We start from the raw sequence: 13,780 nt of genomic DNA, 5'->3' as shown, positions 1-13,780 counted from the left end.
AGATACGTTAGAATCCATGTATTAGAAGCTAGCTAATGGGAGAGGACTTCCATTTACACAAAAAATTTGACACTCCCTGCAGCATTAAGCTTACGGCGATAACATAGATAGATAATTGCTGTTAAAGGAACGATTAGCAGCATTACAGGGTAAAAGAACCTGAGTGGAAAAATAGTGGGCAGAATACCACCAATGATGGGGCCAAGGGACATCCCAATATCACTTCCCAAATAGTAGGTCGCGTTGGCAAGCCCCTGTTCTTTCATGGGTGCCAATAAGAGGGCAGTTGATTGGGAAACAGAAACCATGACGCCGAAACCGACTGCCATTAATCCAGCTGCTATGATCATTTCAAAGTTGTTTTGCATTATGGTTAATAGGATGATGTAACCTATTGTTGCGATTATGCAGATTGAGAACCAAATGCCAAACGAGATCGTATCAAAATAATCCTTTAATAGAATCCGAATAACAATCAAAGCAAGTGAGTAACATAAAAAGAAGAGGCTCACGGTAATATTTAAATGCCGTTCTTGAACGTACATAACAATATCGGCTTGCGTCACAAAGTAGGGAATAGACAATAGTGAAAAAATCAGGGCTACAGGTAAGGCATCTCGTTGAATAATCTTAAAGTGGTGATCTTCTTTTAATTCGATTGAAGGTTTGGCACGATTATGAATAAATTGGATGACAACTACCATAGCTACTGAACTCAAAGCGGCCAACATGATAACGAATTTGTAGCCGAGCAGTTGATAGATGCTAATTGCTAAAGCGGGGGCAATCGCCATGGCAAGCGCATTTAATAAGCCGTAATATCCCATCGCCGCCCCGAGATGTTGTCGGGGAACTAAAAAAGCCATCCAAGTTGCTAAGCAAATGGTACATAAGACGAAGCCCAAGCCATTGACGATTCTGAAAAACAGTAGCCAAGACACGTTGGACGCAAACAGGTAGCCCAAATCACTAACTGCACACAGACTACCACCGATTAAGGCTAGACGGTATTTTGAAATTTGATCGGTTAGATTTCCAGCAAAAGGTCTTAATAACATTGAAGTGATACTCATCACACCCACAATGATACCGGCAAAGGTACTATTGATTCCTAAGTTACGAGCGTAGCCATTCATCAGGGGGTTAACCGCCTGAATACTAAATTGATAAAAGAACGTTGCTAACATAACGCAAACAATATCTCTTGAAAAAAACGAAAATTTCTCTGTCAAAATTTATTCTTCTCTCTTGAAACCGATTTTGGCCAAATAAAAAAGGCGTTTATTAACACCTTTTTATAAATAGTAATTATGGACGGGGAATGCCGTTAAACAGCTGAAGTACAGTTTTGGCATGTTCGATGCCGTTATAAGGTCGCTGACCAATATCCTTGATAGTTATTTGGTCTGCCTTCACTGGTGACCATAGCTTTTCATATTGATCAGTCGCAAAGTTGAGCAAGGATTGACTGACAAAGGCATCGCGGTCGAGTTGTTCCTGACTAGCATCAGGTGCAGCTTGACCGACAATCCCATACATATCAGTTCCATGATAGGCGGGGGAGCCTTCGGCTGGGCCAACGCTCAGTTGATACACGCGTCCACCAGCTTGAGCGTGATCATGGGCTTCTCGAATAGCAGGTAAGGTGAAATTATAATCTGTAAAGAAGCGGGTTCTGACATTAAGAGGTGAATCTTTGCCAGCGCCACAGTGCAAAGCGATGGCCTCAGCCTGTTTACGAGGAATATGGCAATCGTAAACCATCTCATCAATTACGGCTTCGATTGTTTTAGGATCAATGTTATCTGGCATATTAGCGGCATACCAGCTTGCCTCGGCCGTTGTTGAGGTGATGATTAAGTCCACATCTTTATGACTGCCGCTCTTAATAACATCAGCAGGGTGCGCTTTTAAAACACCATTTGGTAAAAATTCGTCATCAACAATACCAATTGAGAGTGTATTTAAATTCCCTCGTTTCAAGACGTCAGTCGGCAAGACTTGATTAACGGCATTCGTCAGTGACTTGGCATCAACCGTTAATAACTGGTCTGGTGACGTTAGTTTTAGAGTTTTTAAAACTTTATCTGCCAGTTCTTCGGCCCACCAAGCTGGAATATAACGTGCGGCGTATCCAGAAAACGCAGCTAGTCTCTTATATAATCCGTCAGCTTCAGGCACGGCTAGAAGGGTTAATAGTGAAAATGAACCAGCACTATGACCTGTAAGCGTCACTTGGCTAGCGTCACCGCCGAATAATCCAATGTATTGGTGAATCCATTTTAGGGCGAGGATGATATCTTGCAAACCTAGGTTACTGGCATCTTTAAAATTCCCACCATATTGGGATAGCTCAAGTCAACCAAGTGCTCCTAGCCGGTAATTAATGGAAACACCAATGACTTTACCACTAGCGACTAAGCCAGATAAATCTGATGTATCTTGAGAGTTAGCGCCATAGGTCCAACCGCCACCGTGGATGTACACAACAACTGGCAGCTTTTCTTGGACGTTATCCGGTGCCCAGATGTTAAGATTTAAGCAGTCTTCGCTTTCACCTTTGTCGGAACTTAAAAAGGCAGGATCTGTAAATTGGATTGAAGCTGGGCCACTTTGACTATAGTCTTGGTTGGCTTCAAACGGAACCATTTGGGCTTTTTGGAACCGGTCAGCAGTACCATAGGGGACGCCAAGCCATTCCTGAACGTTATCATTTTTTTATTAGGATGTGATATTTCAAATTCCTTCTTCCGCATTTTTTGCATCGCTTGCTTCAGTATGTTTTTATTGTAAGCTGTACCGTAACGTTACAGTCAAGTGGAATTTTTAGTGAGGTTAAGACGTTCGCTTACTATGACTAATATAAGTGATAGCAAAATTAACCATTGTTTGGTGGATAGGTAAAAGTGACATTTACATAAACATTCTAATTATTCTTTGGGGACTGACTCTCATGGTAGTTATACCATACTTTACCTGAATATAACGTGAAATAGTTTTGTTTCGTTCATAAACTGGCCTACCCAGACAAGTCGACTTATAGCCCTTTCGTCAACAACAATGGTAACCTACAAGCAAGCTAGACAAGACGTCATCAAGGGGGAGTTTCCAATGACTAAAGGATTAGCATTTCAGTTTCATGGGGGTGCCACGGCCTTTATTGACCGGTTGGCAGTGGTGATCGATGACTTAGACGATGCGGATATTCAATTGCTCGACCAGATTACGCAGTGGTCCTGGACCAATGACTGCGTGATTCCCAATGGGGGCATTCAACTGTCGGCCGAGGAAATTGAACACCGTTTGGAAAAATTCAGTCAGCTTGAATTGCTCGACTATGGCAGTCGGGTGTAAATAAAGAGGGATGCCACTCATAGCGAGCGGCGTCCCTTTAATGATCATTAGTCTTCTTCACGTTCATGATGGAGCGTCCGTAACAGTACGCAGATGGTAACAAGGTGCAGGATAATTGAAATAATATTCAGACACTTGGATGTATGCTTATGCATGTAGCGACCTCCTTCGTGGTTACCCTCAGTGTAACCGCTTTAGAGGCCGTTGCCTAGGCCTAATTGTTAAATGTAGCCAAGGCCTAAGCTTGCGGGTGAATCTCCAATACCGGATGCCGCTTTGTCCCAGTCAGTTCCACGTGGAGGTCATCGTGTGCGGCCAGCTTTTCTTGAATGGTTGCCACTTCTTCCTCAGTGAAGCCTTCGACATCATACATCAGGTTGCGTTTTGCCGGGAGCTTGGCAACCTTGTCTAGAATTGTCTTGATCAGTGTATCCATGACGCATCGTCTCCTTTATAGTCATTATTAGTTGGTTGGTCAATCACGCTATCTTAGTCAGTGCCTCACAGCCCCAAGTAATTACCGCCGTGATAAGCTATGGCTAAGCTATTTTGGGGGAATTAATCTTGGGGGAGATGAAGCTGATGGAATTTGAATTTAAGAATGGCGTACACGCCTTCAGTCGGCGATTGGACCAGGTTATTGATCACCTGGATGCAACGGAAATTGCGTTGATTGAAGCGCTGTTAGACATTGCCGTTGCACCTGAACAGCCAACGACGGTTAAGGCTCTCCGTGAAAAATTGGGGATTACCGCCGCTGAGTTATCATTTTATCTATCGCGACTGGTGCACCTGGATCTCATTACCTGGGCGCCCGAAGAATCAACCGTAATTTCCGATTAAGAAAGCGCGTAGGGCCAGTGGTCTTACGCGCTTTTAACTGTCCTATTCTCGGTCGGCATCTTCCGCCAACTCCAACCAAATCGTGAGTTGAGAGGGGATGTAGTCCGGCCACGCTTCCATTTTCTTCGCACAACGTTTGAGCAGGTGACTCTGACCATCGTTAGCGAGGTCATCGAAAACGGTGAGCGCCTGTGAATTGTCTTCCAGATCCGTGATCAATGTTGGCAGCTTGTGCTTCCATTCTTCAATCAAGTCTTGATAGATCACAATTCTACGTGCGAGCAGAATCGTATAGTCAACGCCTTCAACGTGTAGTTGCTTGACGAAACGGTCGTATTCATTAAAGACGGCCGTTTGCGCGCGTTGCCAATCAGTCTTGGTAAGTTCAATCTTCTCGTTTCTCATATGCTCATCCTCTTTACGTTTCATAATTTATGTAATATCGATTTGTTGGCACAAATCATAGTGATTACGAAACCGTATCCCTCAAATAGTATAGCATTATCTCCGAGAATGGTAAGCAAACTTGCAAATTAATCGTACCCGCAGTCGAACCCATTAACTCACACGACTATATCCAGTGGTGTAATCAATGGTATAACCGGGTTCGATGTTGAAAATGTAAACGTTGAAATGAACCGCGTTAGACCCGATGGACTGGGCGCGCATCTGAACCCCTCGTGCCACCAGTTCATTGCCCTTGAAGACCGGCGTCACGGCGTAGCGAACGTAATGGCTCTTACTTTCCTTGAGGTAGGTCGCTACATCCATTTCGTTGTGCAGCATGGCGGGATTATTCAGCGTTCGGGTCCCGGTCATCAGATTCTTAGGATTGTTGTTTTGCCCGGTAAATTGGTAGCCAATCAAATGACTGCGGTTATAGAGCCACCCGTGGCTCGTTCGTTTGTTATGCCAACCTGTTGGATCGACCGTCAGGGCTTCTCGCTGAGCACTAGGCATCAACGACTGATTCAGGAGAGCAGCCGCACCCGTGACCCGATTTAAACTGTCCAGGTCGTGGTAGGTTGCCCAGGCACCATGCTTCGTCGACAATTCGGACCGACTGAAACCTGGCTTGTTTTGATTGACGGTGATTTCCTGCTGACCACTGTAAGTCAGGTTAGCGAGGTTGACGCCAGATGACTTGGTCTTTGCTTGTGGGGTAGCAGTTGCGGATTTGTGAGCCGCTGCTGCTTTAGCTGCCTTGAGACTGGCTTGTTGACTGTTTAGCTTGGATTGACGTTTGTCCAGTCTAGCCTTTTCAGCTGAGTTGGCTTTCTCTAAGTGGCTAGCCTTTTTCTGTGGACCGTGATCGTACACGACCTTGGTGCTGGAACTGGCCGACTTGGCGGTCGATTTCTGTTGACCGCAGCCGCTGAGACCAATGCCGAGAACGGCCAGCAGACTGGCGGTAAGGGTGATTAATTTTTTCATTAGCGCAGCGCCTTTCTATAACCCGCGGCCTTGGCCTGAGCTTCTGTGTTGAAATAAACGGCATTGCTACTGTTCATGTGGTAGCCAGCTTGGTCGGGCGTATGGTAAATTTTAGAGTTGCGATTGCCGACAATCTTCTTGGCCTTGTTGGTGTCGAGATTGCCTTGCTTGCGGCTGGCACGGCTCGTCTGAGTTGCTTGACTACTGGATGCAGCGGCAGCTTGCTTGGCAGCCTTCGCTTCTGCCTTGGATATGGACCGAGCACTCGCCTTCGAGCTGGCGACTGCTTCGCTAGCGCTGTCCGCACGCGATTCACTAACTGATTCCGAATCGGCCACTTGACTGTCGACCACGGCGAAAGCCTTAGCCTGACGACTGGAAGAGGCAGCCAGCTGGCGGGATTCGCTCTGTGCGGCGGTCAGACGTCGTGTGCCGACCTTGACCGTCTTCGTTTGCACCGTGGGCTGACTAGCACCCAGCGCGACCAATCCGCCAAAGACGAAGAGAACGGCGCTGAGGGCCACCAGCCATTTACGATGGTGGGTGAATGCCCAGTAGCCACCGCCAGCACAGGCGGCCAGCCAAATAAGTGTTAGAAAAATAATGAGCCACTCCTTTATGTATAACAAAATTCCTAGCATAGCGGTTTTAGCCGTTGTCAGGATGAAGCTATGTTAAAACGTTCCCTCTAATTCTATGGGGTTGGTTGGTGGATTTCAAGCGAAAACTAGGCTTTTCGTTAAGTTTTGGGTTGACCACGTTGGATTTGAATTTAATCTCGTACAGGGAAAATAAAAAGGTCGCCACTAGGACGACCCACATTGTTACAGTATTACATGATTACTTTTCATCCTTTTTCAGCAAGTCGACGATTTCCTTCAGGTATTTTTCTTCACCGGTTGGTTCCGGGTCGGTCGGTTCTTCGGTTGGTTTTGGCAACAGCTTATTCAATAACTTAATCAACAGGAAGACCACGAACGCAATAATTAAGAAATTGATGACGGAGTTGATGAATGCCCCGTAGCGGAAGTGGGCCTTACCGACCGTTAAGACCAAGTCTGAAAAATCAATGCTCCCAATGAAGATTCCCAAGAGGGGGTTGATCAGATTCTCTACCAGCGAATTAACGATGGCCGTAAAGGCAGCCCCAACAATAACCCCAACGGCCAGGTCCATCACGTTGCCGCGGGCAATAAACTCTTTAAATTCCTTGATCAAAATAATTTCCTCCCTCGCGACTCGGCGCCGCTTCGTTTACCCTCTATTTTTAACGATTTACTGCTAAATTGCAACCAAAACGCGGTGGAGAGGTTCTTCGCTGGATTTACTGGTAATTTTACTTTAATAGAAATGAGGGCTTGACGCTATCGACTTATATAGTCGTAAAAATCCCCCCACAAAATCTCTCACAATTTCACAGTAAACAATAGGCAGCAAAGAATACCAATTTTTAAAAATGCCTTAATACGGGCATTCCAACCGATTTAAGGTTTCAATAAAAGGCAAAAAATAGTATAATGTAAGTGTTTACAAAACGGTGAAGATTTATTTGAAATCAAGCGTCACAAAAGTTGTGGTGGGTGAACTTTTTACTTGCATTCTGACGTAAAATCAACTATTATCAATTATTGATACATTTTAAAATGGTAAGGCAGTCTAAACGGCCCTGAAAGCTAGGAATCGTGCCGATTGTCATTGTATAGGAGGTGATTACCATGCTGAGTCGAACCAAAGAGTTTTTGCGGCAGAACAACTACCGTTATGAAAAATCGTATATTCGGCCGTTGATGGCGCCAGAGAGCGTCTACGTCTTCAAATTCGGAAAAGATTCGCTCAATAACCGGGTAATCATTCGTTATGGGCATACGTGGACCGGGCGTCAGCGAATTAACGAGATTGATTTGCGCCTGCATAAACAGAAGCATCCCCGCGTATTCCAAAATGAGGCGGACATGTTAGACTATCTCGAAACACGTCTTGCCCAGCGAAAGCAAAAAAGCGCTGACCACCCGTCGAAAACCGAGAAGGTCTAGGCGGCCGTCTTCGTCAATTTCTTAAATGTTTAGCGGTGAGCTGGTGACAAGGTTGTTGTCCCCGGCTCTTTTTTTACATAGATTAAGGAGGAAATAATTCATGGAATGGACCGAAGTCAGTGTTTTAACCACGAACGAGGCCGTTGAAGCGGTCAGCAACATCTTACAGGAAGCCGGTGCCAGCGGAGTCAAGATCGATGACGCCGCCGATTACGCTAACTTAAAGGCTGGCAAGTTCGGTGAAATCGTGGACTTAGAGACGATTCCCCACCGGACAACGGGGGCCTTGATCACCGCGTACTATCCCGAAACGGTGTTTGTTCCCGAAATCTTGCCCACCATCAAACAACGGGTCAACGAGCTCAGCCAATTTGGTCTCGACCCCAAGCCAGGAACGGTGACGACCAAGGCGGTTGACGATGTGAGTTGGGCAACCGCCTGGCAGAAATACTACCATCCAGTCCGTGTGACGCGCTACTTGACGGTTACGCCGAGCTGGGAGAACTATCAACCCGTTCAAACTGGCGAAAACGTTATTCGCCTCGATCCCGGCATGGCGTTTGGGACCGGGACCCATCCCACGACGCGGCTCTCAATGACCGCGCTGGAAATGGTGGTTCGTGGTGGCGAATCTATGTACGACGTGGGAACTGGCTCCGGTGTCCTGAGTATCGCGGCTAAGTACATGGGCGTCAAGGACATCACCGCTTTTGACCTCGATGAAGTGGCCGTTCGTTCTGCTAAGACTAACCTGGATCTGAACCCAATCGCTAAGGACGTTGTGGCTAAGCCTAACGACTTACTGAAAGGCATTCATCAGCCGGTTAACCTGGTTGTCGCCAACATTTTAGCTGAAATCATCCTGCCGCTGGTGCCACAGGCTTGGGAAAACTTGACCGATGGCGGTTACTTCCTGACGTCTGGGATCATTGCCGACAAGCTGGATGAAGTAGTGGCTGCACAAGAAAAGCAGGGCTTCATCATTGATAACATCTTACAGATGAAGGATTGGCGTGGTGTCATTGCGCACAAACCAACGGAGGATGAATAGGCATGCAACGGTATTTCTTAGAGGAAAGTCATCGGACCGGAGATCGCGTAGACTTGCCCGAGGCAATTGCCCATCACTGGGTGACGGTTCTGCGGGCTGAGGTCGGTGCCACAGCAGAATTTGTCGATGATCAAGCCCATCTCTTTCGCGGTGACCTCACGCAGGTGACCGACGAGGCGGCAACCGTGATCTTAACGGCTGTTCCTACGCCGAAAGTGGAATTGCCGGTTCACGTGACGATTGCCTGTGGATTGCCCAAACAAGAGAAGGCTGAGTGGATTACCCAGAAAGCAACGGAACTGGGGGTCGACCGGATCATTTTCTTCGGCGGTGACTGGTCCGTTGCCAAGTGGCAGGGGAATAAAGTTGATAAAAAAATAAAACGACTCACTAAGATTGCTCATGGCGCGGCCGAACAATCGCACCGTTTACGGCGACCGGTCGTGAGTTACGCCCAGAACTTAGCTGCGGTCCTTCAGGAGCCCGTAGACGTGCGTTTAATGGCGTATGAAGAATCAGCCAAGCAGGGTGAACAGAGTGCCTTAAACCAGCAATTACAGGCCATGACGCCGGGACAAAGCTTGTTGACTATCTTTGGTCCCGAGGGTGGTATTAGCCCGGCCGAAGTGGCTGCAGCCCAGGCGGCTCAGACGACCTTGGTTGGCTTGGGTCCCCGAATTTTACGAACGGAAACCGCCCCGTTATACCTGCTTTCAGCCATTTCAATGGTGATGGAACTGCAACAGCCGAGATGATTGGATGAAATCTGCGTGAAAACATGCTAAAATGGTTCCAATTATAAGAGAGAATGGGTGAACGCGGATGGCATTTTTGGAAAGAGTGGGTTGGCGTTACTGGGCTGTCAGTCTGGTGATAGGAATGGTCGTTCCTGCAGTGATCAGTTGGCTGGGTATCAGTCCAGTCTGGCGCTTTGCGGGGTTACTGGTCATTGTCAATGGCGGCTTAGCCGTGGCGCTGGGACGACGAATTTACCGCCGTACGCAGCCTGGCTGGTGGCTCGTCATTTGGCCACTGGTCTACTTACTGGGATCCTATCTATTCTTACCTCAGTATACGTGGTACTTCGCAGTGGTCTATCTGTGCCTGACTTATCTGGGCTACGGCTTAACGGAAACGAAGCAAGCAATCGAATCATAATTTATAACTAAGGGTGGTGGCGTCCAATATGACCAAAGAACGCGTCTGGACGGCTGAAGAAGTAATTGCCAGAGTCGGTAAATATATGAATGCGCAACACGTTGAGATGGTAGTCAAAGCCTGTCATTTCGCAACGGTTGCCCACAAGGACCAGCATCGCCAATCTGGTGAACCCTACATTATGCATCCCATTCAAGTGGCGGGAATCCTGGCTGATCTGAACATGGACCCCGAGACGGTTTCCGCTGGTTTTCTGCACGATATCGTGGAGGATACCGGGGTGACCTTGAGTGACGTGCGGGAACTTTTCGGTGACGACGTGGCTTTGATTGTGGACGGCGTGACGAAGCTTGGAAAGATTAAATATAAGTCTAATCGAGAACAATTGGCTGAAAATCATCGAAAGCTACTACTCGCGATGTCCAAGGATATCCGAGTCATGATCGTCAAATTGGCTGATCGCCTGCATAACATGCGGACACTGCAACACTTGCGGCCCGATAAGCAACGCCGAATCGCTAACGAAACGCTGGAAATTTATGCACCGTTGGCCGATCGGTTAGGGATTAGCACCATCAAGTGGGAGCTGGAAGACATTTCGCTCCGTTACTTGAACCCCCAACAGTATTACCGGATTGTTCACCTGATGAATTCACGGCGAGACCAACGGGAGCAGTACATTGCTGGGGCCATCAAGGTCATCCAATCCTCTATCCAGGATCTGAAACTAGAACCCGAAATCTATGGTAGACCGAAGCATATCTACTCGGTCTACCGCAAGATGAAGGATCAACACAAGCAATTTAGCCAAATCTACGACCTATTGGCTATCCGGGTAATCGTCGATACAATTAAAGATTGCTACGCTGTGCTGGGGGCCATTCACTCCCAGTGGAAGCCAATGCCTGGTCGGTTTAAGGATTACATCGCGATGCCTAAGGCCAACATGTACCAATCACTGCATACCACGGTGATTGGTCCCGAAGGTAAACCACTGGAAGTCCAGATTCGGACGAAGGAAATGCACGCGGTCGCTGAATATGGGGTCGCTGCACACTGGGCCTACAAGGAAGGTGTCAAGGATAAGGTCCAAGAGACCAATTCCGGCGATAAGCTCAACATCTTCAAGCACATTATTGAATTGCAGGAAGATACCGATGACGCTTCTGACTTCATGGACAGTGTCAAAGGGGAGCTCTTTGGGGATCACGTTTACGCGTTTACCCCTAAGGGTGACGTGCTCGAATTGCCTAAAGGTGCCGGTCCGTTGGATATGGCCTACGCCATTCATACTGAGGTCGGGCACCACACGACTGGGGCGACGATCAACGGTAAGATTGTCCCCTTGAACTACGAAATTAAAAATGGGGATATCGTTGATATTCGGACATCCTCAAGTTCTGCTGGACCTAGTCGGGATTGGCTCAAGCTGGTTTCGACACGGCGCGCCCGGAATAAGATCAAGCAGTTCTTCCGTCAGACCGATCGTGAACAGAATATCGTGGCGGGTCAGGATGCCGTGGAACGGACGATTCGTGAGCTTGGCTATGAACCCAAGGCCTTGATGAACAAGGAAAACTTGGAAAAGGTCACGTCTAAGATGCACTACCAACATGCCGATGATTTGCTGGCAGCCATTGGCTTTGGCGATATTCAACCACGCGGGGTGGCCAACCGGCTGACCGAGGGCGTACGTAAGGCTGAAGAGGACGAACGGCAACGTCAAGAAGAACGCGAGTTGCTGGAGGAACACCAAACTATTAAGAATGATCCGGACACTGATAAGAAGGATCGCAAGGGTAAGGATTCCGATGGCGTCGTGATTGAAGGGGTCGACAACCTGTTGATCCGGTTGAGTCACTGCTGTTCACCGGTCCCAGGCGACGATATCGTCGGGTACATCACCAAGGGACGCGGGGTTTCCGTGCACCGGAAGGATTGCCCAAACGTGAAGCAAGCCGAGAAAAATGGTGAGCGGATCGTGGCGGTTCGTTGGGGCGACATGGCTGGTGATAAGACCAACTACAACGCCGACATCGAGGTTCAGGGCTACAACCGTAATGGCTTACTGAACGACGTACTACGGACCATCAACAACAACACCAAGTACCTGACATCCATCAATGGCAAGGTCGATCACAACCGGATGGCCATCATCTCGGTCAGCGTGGGCACACGAAACCAGTTCGAACTGCAACGGATTCTCGATAACATTAAAAATATTCCAGACGTCTACGTGGTTAAGCGGGCGTTTCATTAAGGAAAGAGTGAGAAAAAGGGCGGTTAGCTGACGAGCATTAACGTCGATAAGCTGAGAATACCGGGCTTGTATTCTTGGCTTATCGGGGTTAAGCGGAATCGGTTGCCCTTTTTTTCACGTTTCGGCAAGGTTGCCTCAGAGTGAGTAACCTCTAACCGATTACAAAAAAGCAGAAAGGCAGGGTCACCATGCGCGTACTACTCCAGAAAGTTAGCGAAGCATCCGTCACCATCGACGATCAAGTCCACGGGGCCATCCAGCAGGGATTTTGTCTGCTGGTGGGTGCTCAGGACAGCGATACCAGTGAAGAGGTCGACTACCTCGTCCATAAGATCAGTAAGTTGCGGGTCTTTGAAGACGATGCAGGTAAGATGAACTTGAGCCTGGCCGACGTCGATGGGCAGATTCTATCTGTTTCACAATTCACGTTATATGCAAGTACCAAAAAGGGCAACCGACCGAGTTTTACGGCGGCCGGCGAACCGACTCATGCGAAGAAATTGTATGAAGAACTCAATACAAAATTGGCAGCTGAAGGTATCAAGGTTGCAACTGGCGTCTTTGGCGCCGACATGCAGGTGGCCTTGGTCAACGACGGCCCCGTCACGATTTGGTTTGACACGGATCACAAATAAATAAGCGAAGCGGGTCTGGGCGGTAAGCGTTCGGACTCGTTTTTTCGGGAGGAAACAATATGCGTTATCAGCAAGTATTTTGGGATTTCGACGGTACCTTGGTCGACACATATCCGGGGATGGTCAGGGCATTTGGTGAGGCGTTAGTCGCCTGTGGCGTGAATGACTTTGAAATCGATAGCGAGGACATCTACCGGGCAATGCGTCAGCACAGTCTAGGAACGGCCTATCAACGATTTACTGCGGAGTATCAGGTCGACCGTGACCGACTATCTAAAATCTACGAGCAGTTGGCCGCACCGTTGCTGAACAAGACCGAGGCTTTTCCTGGAGTGGCCAGCTTACTGGCAGCGGTCGTAGCCAATGGCGGGCGAAACTTCTTATTAACGCACCGTAATCGCCGGGCTTTGGACCGACTGACAACGTTACAGTTGGCCCAATATTTTACCGGCTACGTGACGAAGGACGACGATTATCCGCGGAAACCGGACCCAACCAGTCTTCTGGCACTCTGCCAACAATACTCAGTCGATCCACATACGGCCATCATGATTGGCGATCGTAATCTGGATGTGGCGGCTGGTCACCGCGCTGGCATGGCGGGTGCACTGTTTGATCCGGAGCATATGATCGTGGATGAGAGTCAACCGGAGATTCGCGTGACCCGTATGGTCGATCTACAGGACTGGTTGATTGAAAAATAGATTGATATATTGCTGATAAAACGCTTATTGCTAGGCACAATTAGTTTGGCGGTAATATATGTGAAATCTTCTGGAATTGTCAAGATAATTGTTTGATTTGATCGGATCTCAGGTGGGACTAATTGTATGACGAAATAATTTGAAGTTTCCATTTTGCTATATGCAATAAGCTGATTAAACACTAATCATAAATAAAACGCAGACTGCCCAAATTAGGCAGTCTGCGTTTTAAAAGTGCGCCCGGCATGGGCGCTAACTAGGCGGTGAAAGTCCGCTGTGGGCCGTAGTAGTCGGAACCACGAGCCGAA

At 47.9% G+C, this 13,780-nt stretch carries 15 protein-coding genes and 1 pseudogene; 9 read left to right on the top strand and 7 right to left on the bottom strand.

The features are described from left to right. Window positions 1-53: 53 nt before the first annotated feature. Both EKM73_RS12230 and EKM73_RS12225 read right to left on the bottom strand, forming a co-directional pair. On the bottom strand, window positions 54-1,232 hold the full coding sequence (locus tag EKM73_RS12230; RefSeq protein ID WP_125702099.1) for an MFS transporter: 1,179 nt from the start codon (window positions 1,230-1,232) through the stop codon (window positions 54-56). A 76-nt stretch (window positions 1,233-1,308) separates the two neighbouring features. After that, window positions 1,309-2,700: pseudogene (locus tag EKM73_RS12225) on the bottom strand (carboxylesterase family protein); the annotation flags it as partial. A 411-nt stretch (window positions 2,701-3,111) separates the two neighbouring features. Between EKM73_RS12225 and EKM73_RS12220 the strand changes: the two are divergent. Continuing rightward, a complete protein-coding gene (locus EKM73_RS12220; RefSeq protein WP_125702098.1) occupies window positions 3,112-3,354 on the top strand; it encodes a hypothetical protein in 243 nt (80 codons plus the stop codon). 238 nt (window positions 3,355-3,592) lie between these two features. Here EKM73_RS12220 and EKM73_RS12215 read toward each other — a convergent pair whose 3' ends face one another. Further along, a complete protein-coding gene (locus EKM73_RS12215) occupies window positions 3,593-3,790 on the bottom strand; it encodes a hypothetical protein (RefSeq protein ID WP_125702097.1) in 198 nt (65 codons plus the stop codon). 146 nt (window positions 3,791-3,936) lie between these two features. Between EKM73_RS12215 and EKM73_RS12210 the strand changes: the two genes are divergently transcribed. Continuing rightward, window positions 3,937-4,197, top strand: a complete 261-nt coding sequence (locus EKM73_RS12210; protein ID WP_125702096.1) for a hypothetical protein — start codon at window positions 3,937-3,939, stop codon at window positions 4,195-4,197. Window positions 4,198-4,239: 42 nt separating this feature from the next. Here EKM73_RS12210 and EKM73_RS12205 read toward each other — a convergent pair whose 3' ends face one another. The 4 genes from EKM73_RS12205 to mscL all read right to left on the bottom strand — a co-directional run bounded on the left by EKM73_RS12205 (window position 4,240) and on the right by mscL (window position 6,849). Further along, a complete protein-coding gene (locus tag EKM73_RS12205; RefSeq protein ID WP_125702095.1) occupies window positions 4,240-4,602 on the bottom strand; it encodes a hypothetical protein in 363 nt (120 codons plus the stop codon). Window positions 4,603-4,755: 153 nt separating this feature from the next. Further along, on the bottom strand, window positions 4,756-5,631 hold the full coding sequence (locus tag EKM73_RS12200; protein WP_125702094.1) for a DNA/RNA non-specific endonuclease: 876 nt from the start codon (window positions 5,629-5,631) through the stop codon (window positions 4,756-4,758). Next, window positions 5,631-6,260 (bottom strand): sunset domain-containing protein, encoded by a 630-nt coding sequence (locus EKM73_RS12195; RefSeq protein ID WP_164508927.1) that lies wholly within the window; start codon window positions 6,258-6,260, stop codon window positions 5,631-5,633. Before EKM73_RS12195 ends, EKM73_RS12200 begins: the two co-directional genes overlap by 1 nt. Before the next feature lie 211 nt (window positions 6,261-6,471). Beyond that, on the bottom strand, window positions 6,472-6,849 hold the full coding sequence (gene mscL, locus EKM73_RS12190; RefSeq protein WP_125702092.1) for a large-conductance mechanosensitive channel protein MscL: 378 nt from the start codon (window positions 6,847-6,849) through the stop codon (window positions 6,472-6,474). Between the two features lie 497 nt (window positions 6,850-7,346). Between mscL and EKM73_RS12185 the strand changes: the two genes are divergently transcribed. From EKM73_RS12185 to EKM73_RS12155, 7 genes are all read left to right on the top strand, one after another. Next, window positions 7,347-7,664: a hypothetical protein gene (locus EKM73_RS12185; RefSeq protein WP_125702091.1), complete on the top strand. Its 318-nt coding sequence runs from the start codon at window positions 7,347-7,349 to the stop codon at window positions 7,662-7,664. 100 nt (window positions 7,665-7,764) lie between these two features. After that, window positions 7,765-8,715, top strand: coding sequence for a 50S ribosomal protein L11 methyltransferase (gene prmA / locus EKM73_RS12180; RefSeq protein ID WP_125702090.1), 951 nt, complete (start codon window positions 7,765-7,767; stop codon window positions 8,713-8,715). 2 nt (window positions 8,716-8,717) lie between these two features. Further along, the gene (locus EKM73_RS12175; RefSeq protein ID WP_125702089.1) at window positions 8,718-9,470 is read left to right on the top strand and encodes a 16S rRNA (uracil(1498)-N(3))-methyltransferase; all 753 of its coding nucleotides are present in this window, start codon (window positions 8,718-8,720) and stop codon (window positions 9,468-9,470) included. A 67-nt stretch (window positions 9,471-9,537) separates the two neighbouring features. After that, window positions 9,538-9,873, top strand: coding sequence for a hypothetical protein (locus EKM73_RS12170; protein WP_125702088.1), 336 nt, complete (start codon window positions 9,538-9,540; stop codon window positions 9,871-9,873). Window positions 9,874-9,901: 28 nt separating this feature from the next. Beyond that, entirely contained in the window at window positions 9,902-12,133 is a 2,232-nt protein-coding gene (locus EKM73_RS12165) for a RelA/SpoT family protein (RefSeq protein ID WP_125702087.1), read from the top strand. Between the two features lie 188 nt (window positions 12,134-12,321). After that, window positions 12,322-12,768: a D-aminoacyl-tRNA deacylase gene (gene dtd / locus EKM73_RS12160; protein ID WP_125702086.1), complete on the top strand. Its 447-nt coding sequence runs from the start codon at window positions 12,322-12,324 to the stop codon at window positions 12,766-12,768. Window positions 12,769-12,827: 59 nt separating this feature from the next. Then, window positions 12,828-13,472 (top strand): HAD-IA family hydrolase, encoded by a 645-nt coding sequence (locus EKM73_RS12155; RefSeq protein ID WP_125702085.1) that lies wholly within the window; start codon window positions 12,828-12,830, stop codon window positions 13,470-13,472. The last annotated feature ends 308 nt before the right edge of the window (window positions 13,473-13,780 follow it).

It is taken from the genome of Levilactobacillus fuyuanensis, from assembly GCF_003946395.1.
Lineage (GTDB): Bacteria > Bacillota > Bacilli > Lactobacillales > Lactobacillaceae > Levilactobacillus > Levilactobacillus fuyuanensis.
This window is presented reverse-complemented; position numbering and strand designations above follow the sequence as displayed.

Coding starts and splice junctions, on each gene's coding strand:
- EKM73_RS12200 (WP_125702094.1), bottom strand. CDS start 5,631: ATGAAAAAATTAATCACCCTTACCGCCAGTCTGCTGGCCGTTCTCGGC.
- EKM73_RS12175 (WP_125702089.1), top strand. CDS start 8,718: ATGCAACGGTATTTCTTAGAGGAAAGTCATCGGACCGGAGATCGCGTA.
- EKM73_RS12215 (WP_125702097.1), bottom strand. CDS start 3,790: ATGGATACACTGATCAAGACAATTCTAGACAAGGTTGCCAAGCTCCCG.
- dtd (WP_125702086.1), top strand. CDS start 12,322: ATGCGCGTACTACTCCAGAAAGTTAGCGAAGCATCCGTCACCATCGAC.
- EKM73_RS12185 (WP_125702091.1), top strand. CDS start 7,347: ATGCTGAGTCGAACCAAAGAGTTTTTGCGGCAGAACAACTACCGTTAT.
- EKM73_RS12220 (WP_125702098.1), top strand. CDS start 3,112: ATGACTAAAGGATTAGCATTTCAGTTTCATGGGGGTGCCACGGCCTTT.
- EKM73_RS12165 (WP_125702087.1), top strand. CDS start 9,902: ATGACCAAAGAACGCGTCTGGACGGCTGAAGAAGTAATTGCCAGAGTC.
- EKM73_RS12210 (WP_125702096.1), top strand. CDS start 3,937: ATGGAATTTGAATTTAAGAATGGCGTACACGCCTTCAGTCGGCGATTG.
- EKM73_RS12155 (WP_125702085.1), top strand. CDS start 12,828: ATGCGTTATCAGCAAGTATTTTGGGATTTCGACGGTACCTTGGTCGAC.
- EKM73_RS12170 (WP_125702088.1), top strand. CDS start 9,538: ATGGCATTTTTGGAAAGAGTGGGTTGGCGTTACTGGGCTGTCAGTCTG.
- prmA (WP_125702090.1), top strand. CDS start 7,765: ATGGAATGGACCGAAGTCAGTGTTTTAACCACGAACGAGGCCGTTGAA.
- EKM73_RS12205 (WP_125702095.1), bottom strand. CDS start 4,602: ATGAGAAACGAGAAGATTGAACTTACCAAGACTGATTGGCAACGCGCG.